Annotated in this window: 13 protein-coding genes and 1 tRNA gene; 8 read left to right on the top strand and 6 right to left on the bottom strand. The window is 69.1% G+C overall.

Annotation, left to right across the window (positions count from 1 at the left end):
- Positions 1–362 precede the first annotated feature (362 nt).
- Both ABD289_RS03780 and ABD289_RS03785 read right to left on the bottom strand, forming a co-directional pair.
- The gene (locus ABD289_RS03780; protein WP_344127131.1) at positions 363–995 is read right to left on the bottom strand and encodes a hypothetical protein; all 633 of its coding nucleotides are present in this window, start codon (positions 993–995) and stop codon (positions 363–365) included.
- A gap of 457 nt (positions 996–1,452) precedes the next feature.
- The gene (locus ABD289_RS03785) at positions 1,453–2,241 is read right to left on the bottom strand and encodes an IclR family transcriptional regulator (protein ID WP_344126534.1); all 789 of its coding nucleotides are present in this window, start codon (positions 2,239–2,241) and stop codon (positions 1,453–1,455) included.
- A 259-nt stretch (positions 2,242–2,500) separates the two neighbouring features.
- On the opposite strand from ABD289_RS03785, the gene ABD289_RS03790 reads away from it, so the two are divergent.
- Positions 2,501–4,702 (top strand): ArnT family glycosyltransferase, encoded by a 2,202-nt coding sequence (locus tag ABD289_RS03790; RefSeq protein ID WP_344126536.1) that lies wholly within the window; start codon positions 2,501–2,503, stop codon positions 4,700–4,702.
- Positions 4,703–4,950: 248 nt separating this feature from the next.
- Here ABD289_RS03790 and ABD289_RS03795 read toward each other — a convergent pair.
- Positions 4,951–5,033 (bottom strand) — tRNA-Leu (locus ABD289_RS03795).
- Between the two features lie 216 nt (positions 5,034–5,249).
- Here ABD289_RS03795 and ABD289_RS03800 point away from each other — a divergent pair.
- The 7 genes from ABD289_RS03800 to pknB are packed head-to-tail and all read left to right on the top strand — an operon-like array spanning position 5,250 to position 14,791.
- Positions 5,250–6,572 carry an FhaA domain-containing protein gene (locus ABD289_RS03800; RefSeq protein WP_344126538.1) on the top strand — a complete coding sequence of 441 codons (1,323 nt, stop codon included), beginning with the start codon at positions 5,250–5,252 and terminating at the stop codon, positions 6,570–6,572.
- A gap of 45 nt (positions 6,573–6,617) precedes the next feature.
- On the top strand, positions 6,618–7,079 hold the full coding sequence (locus tag ABD289_RS03805) for an FHA domain-containing protein FhaB/FipA (protein WP_344126540.1): 462 nt from the start codon (positions 6,618–6,620) through the stop codon (positions 7,077–7,079).
- Positions 7,076–8,518, top strand: coding sequence for a PP2C family protein-serine/threonine phosphatase (locus tag ABD289_RS03810; protein WP_344126542.1), 1,443 nt, complete (start codon positions 7,076–7,078; stop codon positions 8,516–8,518). The genes ABD289_RS03805 and ABD289_RS03810 overlap by 4 nt, the downstream gene beginning before the upstream one ends.
- On the top strand, positions 8,518–9,942 hold the full coding sequence (locus ABD289_RS03815; protein WP_344126545.1) for an FtsW/RodA/SpoVE family cell cycle protein: 1,425 nt from the start codon (positions 8,518–8,520) through the stop codon (positions 9,940–9,942). Before ABD289_RS03810 ends, ABD289_RS03815 begins: the two co-directional genes overlap by 1 nt.
- On the top strand, positions 9,939–11,396 hold the full coding sequence (locus ABD289_RS03820) for a peptidoglycan D,D-transpeptidase FtsI family protein (RefSeq protein WP_344126547.1): 1,458 nt from the start codon (positions 9,939–9,941) through the stop codon (positions 11,394–11,396). The genes ABD289_RS03815 and ABD289_RS03820 overlap by 4 nt, the downstream gene beginning before the upstream one ends.
- Before the next feature lie 3 nt (positions 11,397–11,399).
- The gene (locus tag ABD289_RS03825; protein ID WP_344126549.1) at positions 11,400–12,815 is read left to right on the top strand and encodes a serine/threonine-protein kinase; all 1,416 of its coding nucleotides are present in this window, start codon (positions 11,400–11,402) and stop codon (positions 12,813–12,815) included.
- On the top strand, positions 12,812–14,791 hold the full coding sequence (gene pknB / locus ABD289_RS03830; protein ID WP_344126551.1) for a Stk1 family PASTA domain-containing Ser/Thr kinase: 1,980 nt from the start codon (positions 12,812–12,814) through the stop codon (positions 14,789–14,791). The genes ABD289_RS03825 and pknB overlap by 4 nt, the downstream gene beginning before the upstream one ends.
- A 97-nt stretch (positions 14,792–14,888) precedes the next feature.
- On the opposite strand, the gene ABD289_RS03835 is transcribed toward pknB, so the two are convergent.
- The 3 genes from ABD289_RS03835 to ABD289_RS03845 form a co-directional block, all read right to left on the bottom strand.
- On the bottom strand, positions 14,889–15,530 hold the full coding sequence (locus ABD289_RS03835) for an aminodeoxychorismate/anthranilate synthase component II (RefSeq protein WP_344126553.1): 642 nt from the start codon (positions 15,528–15,530) through the stop codon (positions 14,889–14,891).
- A gap of 143 nt (positions 15,531–15,673) precedes the next feature.
- Positions 15,674–15,829 carry a hypothetical protein gene (locus ABD289_RS03840; RefSeq protein WP_344126555.1) on the bottom strand — a complete coding sequence of 52 codons (156 nt, stop codon included), beginning with the start codon at positions 15,827–15,829 and terminating at the stop codon, positions 15,674–15,676.
- A complete protein-coding gene (locus ABD289_RS03845; RefSeq protein WP_344126557.1) occupies positions 15,829–16,683 on the bottom strand; it encodes a class E sortase in 855 nt (284 codons plus the stop codon). Before ABD289_RS03845 ends, ABD289_RS03840 begins: the two co-directional genes overlap by 1 nt.
- Between the last annotated feature and the right edge of the window lie 149 nt (positions 16,684–16,832).

Below are 16,832 nucleotides of genomic sequence, written 5' to 3' on the forward strand. Positions count from 1 at the left end.
AAAACCCGAGCTCGACCGATCCAGCAGCCCACACACCCGACCTGTGGACAACTCAAAATCCCTGTGGATAACTCCCAGGGGGTTCCCCACCCAACTCACCCGCCCGCAAGCGGCACCCGAGCAGCAGCGGTGACAGTTTTGCCTAAAACTGTGAGGACCCGGCGCCCGAAATGTCCGGACAGTTTTAGGCAAAACTGTCACCGCACCAACACGAGGTGAGCCGACGAGCGCGCAGGAGCGCTGGATCCCAGCCCTCCGCGGACGGACTCGCTTCTGGCGCGGGTCGAGTCCGTCCGCCTTCTCCCCCTCAGCAGGCGCACACCCCCGCCCACCGAAGTCCCAGCGCGGCCGGGTGCCGCGGGTCAGCTGCGCGAGGGCGTGGGCGCCTCTGCGGCCAGCAGCTGCTCATAAACGATCTCGTTGACCCACCGGGAGATCGCGGTGTGCTCCATCGGAGGGGCGTCGTCGAAGCCGTGCCCGTCCATCTCGACGCGGATGTCGTCACCGTCGGCGCTGAGCACGCCGATGCCGAACTGGCGGGCGCGGATCAGGCAGGTCTCGGCGAAATCGGGGGCCACGGCCACGTTGCGCGGCACCACGATGGCGGCGTTGGCGAAGCGGGCGAACGGCACGGCGGCGGTCAGCGCGGTGCGCCAGTGCCGCGCCGGGGCGAGGATCCCGGTGATGCGGGCGGCGGGTGGCGGCACCCGGCCGTCCATCTCCGGCCACACCCAAGTGGCGATCTCGGCGCGGTCGGCGACCGGCCCGCTGCCGAAGACGAGCCGCTCGGCGTGCGCGTCCGGGATCAGTTCGGCGGTGGCGATGATCTGCCTGCCGAGGAGCTTCACCGGCGGCAGCACGCTGCCGGTCCAGCCCAAGGTGTCCACCGCCCGCTGCGACAGCCGTCCCATCGAGGCGGTCGATCCCAACGGCGATCGGACCTGCGTCGTCGAACAGACCTTGAGCTCGTCTTCGGACCAGGCATGTCCCGGCATTCCGGTCACAGCTTCTCCGCCTCCCTCAAGCAGGCATGCACTCCAACGGCTGTTTTCCCCAGACCCGCGTCGCGGGGCTGACTCCGACTAAAACAGCTTTGGAGGGTTTTTGCGCTGCTCATCCGGGGTCGCTGCGATCGGCGGCGGTTAGCGGTCGGTGACCGGTCGACGAGTGACATCGGCGCTTCAGCCCGGCGATGCGGCCATTCAGGTGAGCTGGCGCCGACACTCGTACGACGACGCGATGCATCCCGCATTCCAACTTCGGAAAATCACTGCACAACAGCAGGTGGAAGCACCAGACCTGCGCTAACGTACATTCGTTCGATTAATCGACGAACGTTCAGCGGAATATTCACTCTTGCCAGCGACCCACTCCGGCGCTATGGCGACGGCGCTCGAGCCGGGCCTTCGGCGAACGACCGCGAACCGGAAACCGAACCTCCGCCGCGCCGGCTCAGCGCGGTAGCGAAGCCGTCCCGGCGCGCTCCTGCTCGGCGAGGCGCTGGGTGATCCCCTCGGCCGCGGGCAGCAGCGGTTTGACGAGCTTAGCGACCTCGGCTCGGGCGCTGTGCGTGACCACGCCGAGCGCGGCGACGACGGCGCCGTCCGGAGCGCGCACGGGGACGGCCACCGAGCAGTTCCCGAGGGTCATCTCCTCGTTGGCCTGGGCGAAGCCGCGGGTCGGCACGGACTGCAACTCGCGCCCCAGCCGTCCGGGCTCGGTGATCGTGTAGGGCGTGTGCCGCGACAGGCCCCGCTCGCAGCACTCGTGCAGCACGGCGGCGGGCGCGTGCGCCAGCAGCACCTTGCCGACGCCGGTCGCGTGCAGCGGTAATCGTCCACCCGCGCGCGAGACGATGGACACGGCGCGCGGCGTGGTGAGCTTCTCCACGTAGACCGCGTCCGCTCCGGCCCGCACGGCCAGGTGGACGTTGTCGTGCGTGTTGCGGCACAGCTCCTGCATGTGCGGCAGCGCGGCCTCGCGCAGCCTGCTGTTCACCGGGGCCAGCAGCCCGATCTCCCACAGCCGCATGCCGACGGTGTAGTGCCCGTCGGAATCGCGCTCCAGCGCACCCCACATCTCCAGCTCGCGCACCAGCCGGTGCGCGGTGGCCAGCGGTATGTCCGCGCGGCGGGCGATCGCGGTCAACGTCATCCGCCCGTGCTCCGCGTCGAACGCGGTCAGCACGCTCAGCGCGCGACCCGTCACCGAACGCCCCGGATCTCGACTGTTCCCGGCCACGGCCACCTCCGACACCAACCCCCAGCCGGACAACAAGGCCCAACCCCAGCACAAGGAACCGGCGTCGCCAACCCTCGAAGCCGGACGACCTCCCGCGACCCCGCTCTGACCCGCGAGAACGAGCAGACAACCGGAAGGGGCAGGCACGTCACCAGAACCGGCGAATCTCCCCGCCGACCGGAGCGGCACCGCCGGGGCAAATTTCGCTTGTGTGAGCATGTGATCCGTTTGAATCTTTTGTCTGTTTCGGGGAGAAGGAATGGCGAGATCTGGGGCGTCGGGCATCGAGACCGAGAACGGGGTGATACCGGATCCGACCGAGGAGCGCGCGGAGCTCGGCGCGCATCAGCGATCCCGCGTGCGGCCCTTCCGGGACGCGAGCGCCTGGCTGATCGGCGGCCTGTCGCTGCTGGTGACCGGCCTGTTCATGGTGGTGAGCCTGGCCTACAACCAGTGGAACTTCATCCCGCCGCTGGACGACGTCTACATCCACCTGCAGTACGCGAGCAAGCTCGGCGCCGGGCACTTCCTGCAGTACAACACCGGTGATCCGATGAGCACCGGCGCGAGCAGCCTGCTCTACGTCGTGATCCTCGGCGCCTTCTACCTGCTCGGCGTGCACGGCACGGCGCTGCTACCCGCCGCGATGGTGTTCGGCGCGCTGTGCATGGCGCTGACCGCCGCGATGACCTACCTGCTCGGCACCCGTCTGGCCGGCCGTCCGGTGGGCATCAGCGCCGGTCTGCTGATCGCGCTGAGCGGACCGCTGGCCTGGGGGGCCACCAGCGGCATGGAGATCGCGTTCACCGCTTTCCTGCTCGTGGCGCTGCTCCTCGCGTTCACCTCGGAACGCGCCGCCGGCCGGTTCTGGTGGACACCGCTGCTCGCGGTGGCCGCCGCGCTGACCAGGACCGAGGCGTTGGTGTTCGCCGCGGTGCTGAGCGTGGCGATGATCTGGCACCTGCTGGTGCACGCGCGCGGCACCGCCATCTCGCGGCCCCGGTTGATCGGGCGGATCGCCTGGATCGGCCTGCCCGCCTACACCGCCGCGGCGCAGTACTTCTTCTACTGGGCGATGACCGGTTCGGCGGAGCAGAACGGCGTGCTCGCCAAGTCGCTGCTGCACACGCCGATGGTGTACCCGCTGGAGGTCGCCGACGAGACGCTGACCAACTTCCGCGACTTCCTCACCGCCTTCAGCGGCCTGTCCACCTGGGACTACGTGTTCCCCGGGGCGCTGCTGCTCGCGGTGGTGGGCGCGGTCGGCCTGTTCCGGCGCGCCCCGCAGTGGCGCGGCCTCGCGCTGGCCACCGGCATCGGCGTGATCCTGGTAATGGGGTCGGTGGCGACAATGATCTTCTCGGACTCCCACCACCTGCGCTACGTGCAACCGCTGCTGCCGATCGTGCTGCTGTTCGCCGTGCTCGGGATCCACTGGATCGGCCAGCTGTTCAGCGGCGGCGCGCAGAAGTCGGTGTTCACCGGCGGGATCGTGCTCGCGCTGCTGTTCAGCGCCTCGCAGCTGCCCGCGTGGGGCCTGCGGCAGGGCGAGCAGGCCGCGGGCATCCGCGACCAGCAGGTGACCATCGCCAACTGGATCAAGGGAAACCTCCCCGAGGACGCCAACGTCGCGATCAACGACGCGGGGGCTCTCGCCTACTTCTCCGACCGGCACGTCGTCGACCTGATCGGGCTGACCACCAACGGCTTCGCCACCGCGAACCTGCACGGCGCCGGAAGCCTCTACGAGGAGCTGCGGCGGATGCCCGAGCAGCGGCGGCCGGACCACTTCGCGATCTTCAACTCGTGGAGCGTGCACGACCTCGAGCAGGCCGGGGTGTTCGGCGAGCAGCTGGCCTCCTTCGGGCTGACCTCGCCGACGTTCTCGCACGTCACGATCGGCGGAGGCTCCGCTTGCCAAGCGGCTCGGAACTGCAACAGGGTCACGATCTACGAGGCCGACTGGAGCGGGCTGGGCAGCGGGGATGAACCGCTGCGGCCGTTGCAGGGCCGGTTGCGGGACCGGATCAACGTCTCCGATCTGCAGGACGAGCAGCGCCACGACTACGAGGTCCTCCCGGCGCACCAGGGATTCCAGCCCTACACGCACCTCAAGACGGTGACCGAGCCGGCTGGCGAGGTCACCGACAGCGGACGGCACGTGGTCGGCGGGGAACGGTTCACCATCGGCGGCCTCGCACCGGGGCGGTCCGCGACGATCACCAGCCGGGTCGATGTGACCGATGCCGCCTCCACCGACAAGGTGCGGGTGCGCGTGAACGGAGCCCCGGCCGGAACCTGGACGTTCCCGGACGATCCGCGCGGCTGGTCGGAAACCACGTTCACCATCCCGGCCGATCTGGTCACCGACCCGACAGCGACCGTCGAGCTCGTGCCCACGCAGGAATTCCTGGGCCCGTACCCCGACTACAACTCGTACCCCTACTGGATCACCCAGTAGGAACTGCGGAAAAAGGACAGAACGACAGCGGGGCGCTCGGCGAACACCGAGCGCCCCGCTTGTTCACCGAAAGCAAATCCGCCGAAGTGACACACCCCACGCCGGCGAGAACCCGCCGTCCTCACGGATCCCGCGCACCACCTGACCAGGGGAAACGCACCGCACCGCAGGGGTTCCGGGGAAGTCGCTCCCCGGAGCAGCACAACGAAAAAATCCCCCCGGCGAAGTGCGCCGGGGGGATTTTCGAGTGGGCGAGGAGGGAGTTGAACCCTCACGTCCTTTCGGACACACGGACCTGAACCGTGCGCGTCTGCCATTCCGCCACTCGCCCGTGGCTGGTTGGAAGCCTATCTTGCTCGCTTCCTGGCCTGGGAACCGGGGGTCGCTTGCGCTTTCCCCTGCTGCCCTGTGGACGAGAAAAAGATTAGCACGGGGTTCGGAGGGGGCTTCGCAGGGGGGTCGAAGAAGTTGGGAACTGGGCGATGTCCGGACCCGTTGACCCAGATACGATGGTCAGCAGGTGTCGTACGCGTGAAGGGATTTTGCCGTGGGCCTCGTTCAGCGCTTCGAGCGCCGACTCGAAGGCATCGTCGGTAATGGCTTTGCGCGCGTGTTCGGCGGCAACGTGGTTCCCCAGGAGGTCGCCCAAGGCCTCCAGCGGGATGCCGAGCTGCACGTCCGCGAGCTTGCCGGTGGACGGATGCTGGCTTGTAACCGCTACGTTGTTCAATTGAGCCCGTCGGACCACGATCGACTCACCGGCGATGAGGCCCGGGTGACCGACCTCCTCGCCGACTGCGTTCAGGAGCATCTCACCGAACAGGGGTGGGACACATATGGTGACGTCGTAGTCTCCCTGGAGCGCTCTGAGACGCTGCACACGGGACAGTTTCGAATCAGTTCGGCCGTCGACCCCGACGTAACCCGACGGCCGGCACAACCGCGTACCGCAGGAGACCGACCCATGAGCCAGCCACCAGGCCATTACCCCCAGGGAGATCCGTACAACCAGCAGGGCCAGTACGGCTACGACCAGGGCTACGGCCAGGACCCCAACTACGCCTACGGCCAGCCGGGTTATGACCAGGGCTACGGCCAGCCCCCGCAGGGCTACCCGCAGCAGCCCGGCTACGACCAGGGTTACGGTCAGCCGCCGCAGGGCTACGACCCCGGTTACGGCCAGCCCCCGCAGGGCTACGGCCAGCCCCAGCCCGGTTACGACCCCGGCTACGGCCAGCCGCCGCAGGGCTTCGACCAGGGCTACCCGCAGCAGCCCCCCTACGACCAGGGCTACGGCCAGCCCCAGCCGGGTTACGACCCCGGCTACGGCCAGCCGCCGCAGGGCTACGGTCAGCCGCCGCAGGGTTATGACCAGGGCTACGGTCAGCCGCCGCAGGGCTACGACCCCGGTTACGGCCAGCCCCCGCAGGGCTTCGACCCGGGCTACGGCCAGCCGGGCGGTGCGTACCCGCAGAGCGCTCCTGGCGGATTCCCGGACCAGGGCTACGGTCAGCCGCAGCCCGGCGGCGCGTACCCGCAGAGCGCGCCCGGTGGCTACCCGGCAGGTGCCCCGCGCGGCCAGATGACCGCCACCCTGCTCCTGGACGACGGTTCGAACCGCTCGTACACGCTGCAGCACGGCTCGAACGTCATCGGCCGCGGCCAGGAAGGCCAGTTCCGGCTGCCCGACACCGGGGTCTCGCGCAAGCACATCGAGATCACCTGGGACGGTCAGTCCGCCATGTTGGCCGATCTCGGTTCGACAAACGGCACCACGGTGAACGGCACTCCGGTGCAGACTTGGCAGTTGGCAGACGGCGACGTGATCAGGGTCGGGCACTCCTCCCTGGTCTTCCGCGCTCAGGCCTGAGCGCGGACGCCAACCCGCGGATACGAGTAGGAGCGTTCACAACAAGTGCCGGAGCTGGTGATTCAGCTGACCAGAGCAGGGTTCCTGGCCCTGCTCTGGTTGTTCGTACTGGCTGCGCTTCGCGTGGTTCGTTCGGATCTCTACTCGGCCTCGGGCATGCGAGTCCCGATGCCAGGTGCGAGTCGGTCCCCGGGCAAGGCCCGGGGCAAGAGCAAGGTGCCCCGCCAGATGGTGGTGACGCACGGCGCTCTCGCCGGCACGCGCATTTCCCTGGACGGCCGGCCGATCCTGATCGGTCGCGCCGATGACTCCACGTTGGTGCTCGACGACGACTACGCGTCCACGCGGCACGCTCGGTTGTCACTTCGCGGCTCCGATTGGTACGTGGAGGATCTAGGCTCCACGAATGGCACATACCTCGATCGGGCGAAGGTCTCGGGGCCGACCAAGGTTCCGCTCGGCGTTCCGATCAGAATCGGCAAGACGGTGATCGAGCTGCGCTCATGACCCTCGTCCTTCACTACGCAGCCCGCAGCGACCGCGGCCTGGTTCGTTCCAACAACCAGGATTCGGTCTATGCCGGCCCACGACTACTCGCCCTCGCGGACGGCATGGGTGGACATGCCGCCGGCGAGGTCGCCAGCAAGGTCGTCATCGCGGCGCTCGCGCCGTTGGACGACGACGAACCAGGCGACGACCTGCTCGGCCAGCTCCGCGGTGCGGTGATGGAGGGCAACAGCGCCATCTCCGAGCTGGTGGCCGACGACCCGGACCTCGACGGGATGGGCACCACCCTGACCGCTGTGCTGTTCGCAGGCAGCAAGCTGGGGCTGGTGCACGTCGGCGACTCGCGCGCCTACCTGGTCCGCGACGGCGAGCTGACCCAGATAACCCACGACGACACCTTCGTGCAGTCGCTGATCGACGAAGGCCGGATCACCGAGGAGGAGGCCGCCAACCATCCGCAGCGCTCGCTGCTGCTGCACGCGTTGACCGGTCACGAGGTGGAACCGAGCCTGGCGATCCGCGAGGCGCGAGCGGGAGATCGCTACCTGCTCTGCTCGGACGGGCTGACCGGACCGGTCAGTCCCGAGACGATGGCGGAGGCGCTGCGCATCCCGGATCCGCAGGCTTGTGCGGACCGGATGATCGAGCTGGCGCTCAAGGGCGGCGGTCCGGACAACGTAACCGTGATCATCGCCGACGTCGTCGACGTCGAGTTCGGTGACGACGCCCCCATCGTCGGGGGTGCGGCGGGAAATGGCGATGAGCATCCGCAACCCGATTCGTCTGCGGCGCGCGCTTCCGCGGTGACCATGCCGCGGCAGCAGCCGCAGCGTTTCGAGCCCACCTCACCACCCGCGAGCAAGCAGTCGCGCAAACCGCGCTGGCTGCTCTCGCTGGCGGTGACCAGCGGCGTGCTCATCGCATTGGCGGCAATCGCACTGGTTGGGCGTTGGTGGGTGCTCAACCAGTACTACCTCGCGACCAACGAGTCCGACGAGGTGGTGATCTTCCAGGGGGTGCAGGGCAATGTGCTCGGTGTCTCGCTGAACTGGCAGGTCGAGGGCTCGTGCCCGGAGGGTTCCGCGGCGGGCTGCAAGCCGATCAAGATCACGGATCTGCAGGAGGCGCAGCGTCCCGACGTGCGCAACGGCATCACCGAGGTCAGCGGTTTGGACGAGGCTCGCGAGGCGATGCGGCGGCTGCGCATGACCGCGCTGCTCCCGGAGTGCCAGGAGCCCAAGCCCGCTCCGCCGACCCAGCCGCCGAACACGCCACCCCCTCCCGGGCAACCGCTCCCGGGACAGCCCAGCGGCCAACCGTCTCCCGGGCAGACCTCCCCGGAGCAACCCGACCCGAACACGGAGACCTCGGCCGCGGACGCGACCCCGCTGCAACCAGAGGAGCCTAAGCCGGGCGTGAACTGCCGGACGGTGAGTTGATGTCGGATCCGGCCATCGCGACCGGAGCAGCAGGCGGAGCCCCCCGAGTGACAACTCGGCGGGGCACCGAACTGTTCATGCTGGTTTTCACCGCGATCATCATCACCTCGGCGCTGACCGTGGTCGAGCTGTCCCAGGAGCAGACGGTCACTCGGGAGCTGCTCTTCTACGGGCTCGCGTTCCTGGTGCTCTACGGTGCGGCGCACTTCGCGGTGCGCTACTTCGCGCCGTACGCCGACCCGCTGATCCTGCCGCTGGTGGCGCTGATCAACGGCGTGGGACTGGTGATGCTGCACCGGCTCGACCTGGCGCCGGTGGTCGGCGCCCCGTACACGCCGAAGCAGATCCTTTTCACCACGCTGGGCGTGATCATGTTCGGCCTGGTGCTGTGGCTGATCAAGGATCACCGCACGCTGTCGCAGTACGGCTACACCTGCGGGTTCGTCGGGATCGCGCTGCTGGCCCTGCCCGGCGTGCTGCCCGCCAGCATCTCGGAGGCCAACGGGGCGAAGCTGTGGATCAACCTCGGCTTCATCTCGATCCAGCCCGGTGAGTTCGCCAAGATCCTGCTGCTGGTCTTCTTCGCCTCGTTCCTGGTGTCCAAGCGCGAGCTGTTCACCACAGCGGGCAAGCGGTTCCTCGGCGTGGACTGGCCGCGCCCGCGCGACCTCGGCCCGGTGCTGTTCGCCTGGCTGCTGTCCATCGGCATCGTGGTGCTGGAGAAGGACCTGGGCACTTCGCTGCTGTTCTTCGGCATCGTGCTTGTGATGATCTACATCGCGACCGAGCGCGCGGTGTGGGTCGGCCTCGGCGTGACGATGTTCGCGCTCGGCTGCGTGATCGCGTTCAACCTGTTCTCGCACGTGCAGGTGCGGGTCAACAGCTGGCTGGACCCGATGGCCCGCGTGGCCGAAGGCGAGTCAGACCCGAGCTACCAGCTGCGCACGGGCCTGTTCGGGATGGCCTACGGCGGTATCCCGGGAACCGGCCTGGGCAGCGGGATGCCCAACATCACCCCGCTGTCGTTCAGCGACTTCATCATCCCGGCGCTGGGCGAGGAGCTCGGCCTGATCGGGCTGGTCGCCCTGCTGATGGCCTACCTGCTGCTGATGATGCGCGGGCTGCGCAGCGCGCTGGCGGTGCGGGACTCCTTCGGCAAGCTCTTCGCCGGCGGCCTGTCGTTCACCATCGCGCTGCAGCTGTTCGTCGTCGCCGGTGGTGTCACCGGGCTGATCCCGATGACCGGTCTGACCGCTCCGTTCCTCGCGGCGGGCGGGTCGTCGATGCTGGCCAACTACATCCTGGTCGCACTTCTGCTGCGGATCTCCGACGCGGCGCGTCGTCCGCAGGCCCCCGCGAAGCCGAAGCCGAAGCAGGCGCCGATCGCGGAGGCGCATACCGAGCTGGTGGAGCGTCCCCAATGAACAAGCCGCTGCGCCGAGTGGCGCTGGCCATGATGGCGATGGTCGTGTTGCTGATGGCCAACATGACCTACGTCCAGGTCATCAAGGCGGGCGAGTACCGCGACGACGCGCGCAACATCCGCACGCAGCTCGAGGAGTTCTCCCACGAGCGGGGCCAGATCATCGCCGACGGGCAGTCGCTGGCGGTCTCGAACCCGATCGACAACGAGCGCTACCAGTACCAGCGCAGTTACCCGAACGGTCCGCTGTACGCCCCGGTGACCGGCTTCTACTCGTTCTTCTACGGGTCCAACGGCGTCGAGCGGGCCCGGGACAAGATCCTCAACGGCACCGCGGACAGCATGGCCTTCGGCCGGATCTCGGACATGATCACCGGCAACAAGCCGCGCGGCGGCAACGTCGAGCTGACCCTCGACCCGGCCATGCAGCAGGTCGCCTACGAGCAGCTGACCAGCAAGGGCTTCCAGGGCTCGGTGGTCGCGCTGAACCCGCGCAACGGCGCGATCCTGAGCATGGTCAACGCGCCCTCCTACGATCCGAACCGGCTGACCGGCACGGACAACAACGAGGTCGCCGAGCAGTGGAATCAGCTCAACGACGCGCAGGGCAACCCGATGGCCAACCGGGCGGTCTCCGAGGTCTACCCGCCCGGTTCGACCTTCAAGCTGGTCACCACGGCCGCCGCGCTGGAGTCCGGCTACACCCCGGACAGCCAGGTGGAGACCGCCGCGGAGATCCGCCTGCCGGGCACCGCCAGCGCCACGCTGCCGAACTACGCCAACACCACCTGCAAGGGCAGCACGCTGACCCTGGCCCTGGCGCACTCCTGCAACACCGCGTTCGCCAAGATCGCCGGTGAGGTCGGTGCCGACAAGCTGCGGTCGACCGCAGCGCAGTTCGGCTTCGGCAAGGACATCTGGATGCCGATGAGCATCGCGAAGTCCGAGATGGGCCCGATGGAGGGGCCGGCCTCGCTGTACCAGAGCGGCATCGGCCAGCGGGACGTGCGCGTCACCCCGATGCAGAACGCGATGATCGCGGCGGCGATCGCCAACGACGGCGAGGTGATGAAGCCGCAGCTGGTCGAGGCGACCCGGGCTCCGGACATGGAGACCATGGACACCCTCGAGCCGGAGTCCATGGGCCAGGCGGTCTCGCCGGACGTCGCGCACCAGATCCGCGACATGATGCTCAAGTCCGAGGGCTTCACCAAGGGCGGTGGCAAGATCACCGGCATCGAGATCGCCTCGAAGACCGGTACCGCCCAGCACGGTGATCCGGGGGACAAGCCGCACGGCTGGTACGTCGCCTTCGCCCCGGCCGAGAACCCCACGATCGCCGTCGCGGTGATCGTGGAGAACGGTGGCGACGAAGGCGCCGAGGCCACCGGTGGCTCGCTGGCCGCACCCATCGGCCGCGAGGTCATCCGGGCCGGTCTGCGAGGAGGTGGCTGATCCGTGCTGACCACCGGCCAGTTACTCGCCGAGCGCTACCGGTTGAGCAGCCGCATCGCCGTCGGTGGCATGGGCGAGGTGTGGCAGGCGGTCGACGTCCGGCTGGACCGGACCGTGGCCATCAAGGTGCTCAAGGCCGAGCTGTGCGGGGACGCCGAGTTCCTGCACCGGTTCCGCACCGAGGCGCGCACGACCGCGTCGCTGAACCACCAGGGCATCGCGGCGGTCCACGACTACGGGGAGACCGCCGCAGCACCGGACGGTCCGGACGACACCGCTTACCTGGTCATGGAGCTGGTCGAGGGCAAGCCGCTGGCGAGCATCCTGGCCGAGACGCAACGGATCACGATCGAGCACACGCTGGACATGCTGGAGCAGGCGGGCCGGGCGCTGCAGGCCGCGCACGAGCGCGGGCTGGTGCACCGGGACGTCAAGCCGGGCAACATCCTGATCACTCCCGAGGGCAAGGTGAAGTTGACCGATTTCGGCATCGCCAAGGCGGCCGACGCGGCACCGGTCACCCGCTCGGGAATGGTGATGGGCACGGCGCACTACATCGCGCCCGAACAGGCGCTGGGCAGCGAGGCCACCCCGGCCAGCGACGTGTACTCGCTGGCGGTCGTGGGCTACGAGTGCCTGATGGGACACCGGCCGTTCCTGTCCGACAACGCGGTGACGGTCGCGATGATGCACATCCGCGAGATCGCACCACCGCTGCCGCCTGACGTGCCGCCGGGGGTGCGCGCGCTGATCGAGGCCACGCTGGTGAAGGACCCGCGCAGGCGCTACGCCGACGGCGGCGAGTTCGCTGGCGCGGTCGCCGCGGTGCGCGCGGGCATGCCGCTTCCCGCACCCGCGTCGATGGTCATGCCGCAGCAGCGGCAGATCAACGCGCCGGCCACCAGCGGACCCACGATGCCCGCGATGCCGCAGGCCGCGGCTGCCGGGCAGCCGATGGGCAACACCTACCCGCCCGGCGTGATCCCGCCCCAGGCGGCGACAGCGCAGACTCCGATGCCGCAACCGCAGCAGACGGCCGCGGCACCGCCGCGTGGCCATCCTCACCCCGCTCGCGGTGGCAGGGTCGTGCTGTGGGTGGTGGCGGCCGTGCTCGCCGTCGTTGTGCTGGTCGCCATTGGTTGGTTGACCTATTGGACGGCCCACCGCAACATCCTGGGGCAGGCCGGAAGCAACCTCACCACCACGCAGGACCTGGCTTCCGCGCGCGCTATGGGACAAACTGCGCGGCAGGCCCCCACGGACGGAACGTTTCGCGTGGGTCGGCCGATGAATGAAGTCGGGGATACAGCACGGACCGCGTCGGCGGCCGGCACGACCGTCGGCACGATTGTCGACACGGACCGGCGGCTCGGCATGATGGGACGACCGTTGACAAGGATCGGAACGACCATTCGATGAGTTCACCTCGACTTCTGTCCAACCGATATGAGCTCGGTGAGACTCTCGGCTACGGCGGCATGTCCGAGGTGCACCGGGGCCGGGACACGCGTCTGAGCCGGGACGTCGCGGTCAAGATTCTGCGCGCCGACCTCGCACGCGACCCCACCTTCCAGCTCCGGTTCCGCCGCGAGGCGCAGAACGCCGCAGCGCTGAACCACCCGGCCATCGTGGCCGTCTACGACACCGGCGAGACCGAATCCGAGAACGGGCCGCTGCCCTACATCGTGATGGAGTACGTCGAAGGCCGGACGCTGCGCGACATCGTCAAGACCGAGGGTCCGCTCCCGTCGCGGCGCGCGATGGAGGTCATGGCCGACGCCTCGGCGGCGCTGGACTTCAGCCACCGGCACGGGATCGTCCACCGCGACGTCAAGCCGGCCAACATCATGATCACCCTTTCCGGCGCGGTGAAGGTGATGGACTTCGGCATCGCCCGCGCGCTGGCGGACGGCCAGGCCGCGGTCACCCAGACCGCCGCGGTCATCGGCACGGCCCAGTACCTCTCGCCGGAGCAGGCGCGCGGCGAGGCCGTCGACGCGCGAAGCGACGTCTACGCCGCGGGCTGCGTGACCTTCGAGCTGCTCACCGGGGAGCCGCCGTTCACCGGCGACTCGCCGGTCGCGGTCGCCTACCAGCACGTGCGGGAGGAGCCGCGCAAGCCCTCCGACGTGGTGCCCTCGGTACCGGCCTCGCTGGACGCCGTGGTGCTCAAGGCGCTGAGCAAGAACCCGGACAACCGGTACCAGTCGGCCGCCGAGATGCGCGCCGACCTGGTGCGAGTGCTGTCCGGGCAGCGCCCGAAGGCTCCGATGATCATGTCGGAGGAGGAGCACACCGCGATGCTCGGCCAGGGCGCGAGCGCCGGCGCGGCCGAGACCGAGATGATGGGAACGGGCAAGCACCGGAACGACGACGCGGTGCCCTACCCGGACGAGGAGCCGGAGCGCAATCGCCGCAGGCCCTGGATGGTGGCGCTGGTCACGCTGGCCGTCGTGGCGGTCCTCGCGCTGGCCGGGTGGCTGGTCACCAGCCTGGTCAACGACGAACCGGAGCAGGTCGCGGTGCCCAACTTCGTGGGCCAGACCGAGCAGGTCGCCCAGCAGCAGGCCCGCCAGCAGGGCTGGCGGCCGGTGCCCAAGAGCTGCTTCTCCAACGAGCAGGGCCGCGGCAAGATCGTCGAGCAGGAGCCGAAGCCCCGCACGATGGTCAACAAGGAGCGGTCCCCGCAGCTGGTGCTGTGCCGGGGCGAAGGTCCCGAGGAGGTTCCGATCCCGGACCTCAAGGGCCTGAACATGAGCCAGGCGCAGCAGAAGCTGGAAGCCGCCGGGCTCAAGATCGCTCTGACGCCGAAGAAGCAGGAGACCGACGACCCGAGCCTGGTCGACAAGATCATCGACTGGGACAGCAAGGGTCAGTCGGTGCCCAAGGGCACCACGATCACCGTGACGGTCGGCCAGGAGATCCCGGAGACCCAGATCCCGGACCTGCGCGATCAGCCGTACTCCACGGCGAAGGCCTTCCTGGAGGGCGCCGGGTTCAAGGTCAGCAAGCAGACCACCGACTCCGACAAGCCCGCCGACACCGTGGTGGACCAGTCCCCGTCCCCGGGCACCGAGGCCCGCAACGGTTCGACGGTGACGCTGACCGTCTCCAACGGCGATCAGATCACCATGCCCGACCTGCGAGGGAAGTCCAAGAGCGAGGCCGAGAAGGCGCTCAAGGACATGGGCTGGACCGGCTCGATCCAGGAGCAGAAGCAGCCGACGGGCGACGAGTCGCAGGACGACAAGGTCGTCGGTTCGTCCCCGGCGGCGGGCGAGAAGATCAGCAAGGGGCAGTCGGTCACGCTCTACATCGGTGACTACGACAGCGGCATCACCAGCGGCGAGTCGCCGGGCAGCGGGGACAGCCTGTTCCCCTTCCAGGACAACTAGGAACTGCCGACCGAACTCGGGGCGGTGACCGTCGATCGGTCACCGCCCCGTTCGTTCGCGCGGGTTCGCGCCCGCAGCACGCGTGCGGGCGCGGTGGTCAGCGCTGCGCGGCCGCCGCCACCGCGCGCATCTCGCCCTCGAGGGTCTCGACCAGCACGGGATCGACCGGATGACCCGATGCCGCCATCCAGTTGGCCAGCATCCGGTGCCCGCCGTCGGTGAGGACCGACTCGGGGTGGAACTGGACGCCCTCGATCGGGAGCTCGCGGTGCCGCATGCCCATCACGATTCCGGACTCGGTGCGGGCGGTGACCTCGAAGTCGTCCGGAACGGTGTCCGCGCGCACGATCAGCGAGTGGTAGCGGGTCGCCACGAACGGCTCCGGCAGGCCGGCGAACACGCCCGCTCCGGAGTGCCGGATTTCGCTGACCTTGCCGTGCAGCAGTTCGGGCGCGCGCTCGACGGTGCCGCCCCAGACCGCACCGATGGCCTGGTGCCCGAGGCACACGCCGAGGGCGGGCTTGCGCTCGGCGGCGCAGCGCTGGAGCAGCTCCATCGTGCGGCCCGCCCGGTCCGGTGTCCCCGGTCCGGGGCTGAACAGGATGCCGTCGGCGTCGGCCACGTCGTCGTCGGCGACGACGTCGTTGCGCCGGACCGTGCACTCGGCACCCAGCTGAGCCAGGTACTGCACCAGGTTGTAGACGAAGCTGTCGTAGTTGTCGACGACCAATACGCGCACGCCGACAGCCTACGTGGCCGAGGCCATCGCTTTCAGCACCTGCCTCGGGAGAAGTTTCGGTTCAGGGTTCGCGTGGCGGTGCGGGTAGCGGAACTCGGACGCCGCCGGGCCGCGGCACCCGCGACGCGAGCACGGGCCGCGCGCTAGCGCGTCGTGACCTCGTTGAACGGCAGGAGCGGTTCGACCGCGGGGAAGACCGCGAAGAGCAGCACCGCGACGACCGCGGCCGCCAGCAGCACCGCCTGCACCGCCTTGGCGGCGACCGGCCCCGGCAGGTGGCGCCAGATCCAGGGGTACATCAGCGTTCCTCCAGCTCGTCCGGGCGCAGCTGCGGGCTGCCCGCGATCTTGGGGTATTCGGTGGTCAGCACTCCGTGGACGATCAACCGCTGGCGGGCGGAGAACTCGGGGTGGCAGGTGGTCAGGGTGATCAGCCTGCTCGCCCCGGGCGCCAGCACATCGGCCACCGGCGCCCCGGGCACCGGGTCGATCACGTCGCCGCGGCTCGGACCGACGATCCGCCTGCCGCTGACGTCCTGGTAGGGCCCGGTCATCGGCGCGACCCCCGCGCAGCGCGGGTCCCCGCCGTGCTCGTCCCAGCCGGTTCCCTCGCCGGGCAACGGCAGCACCCGGTAGACGTACCAGTGCGTCGCGGTTTCCACCACGAGCGGATCGCAGGAGTTCAGCCGATCCAGGTCGTTGAACGGAGCACCACGGCCGATCCGGTGACCGGCGACGGCGAAGTTGCCGGGCTCGCCCGGCCACTGGGTGCCCTCGTAGTGCCCGGGACCGTCCTCGAGCGTCTCCGCGTCGGTGCCCTCCAGAACGGTGAAGTTCAGATCCGGCCCCAGCGTCGGCAGGTACAACCGGGCGAAGCCGGCGCCGCGCTCCGGCGGCGGTGGTTCCGGGATCACCTGACCGCGCGGCTGATCGTCGCGCTGCTCTTGCCAGCGCGACTGCAACCGCTCGGAGGCCGCGTGCTGCTGCCGCGCCGTGAACCAGTCGGTGACGTAGACCGTGTAGAAGACGAACAACAGCACCACCAGTCCGGCCGTGATCAGCAGCTCGCCGATGAAGCGGACCACGCCGCGCGGGCCGATCGGCCGTTCGGGCTCCGGGGGCGAGCTCTCGGATGTCGCTGCGGTGGAGACCACGAAGTCGTTCCTCTCCGGTCACGGCTTTCAGCCAGGGGTGCCCGAAAACGGCTCCGATTACGTTAACGTGGTGGGCACAGAAAACGAGTCGTTCCGACAGCTCGCCCGGATCGGGAAGCTCCCGGCGGGGGTCGGGACGGCAACCGACC

This window comes from Saccharopolyspora halophila (genome assembly GCF_039531955.1).
Lineage (GTDB): Bacteria > Actinomycetota > Actinomycetes > Mycobacteriales > Pseudonocardiaceae > Saccharopolyspora > Saccharopolyspora halophila.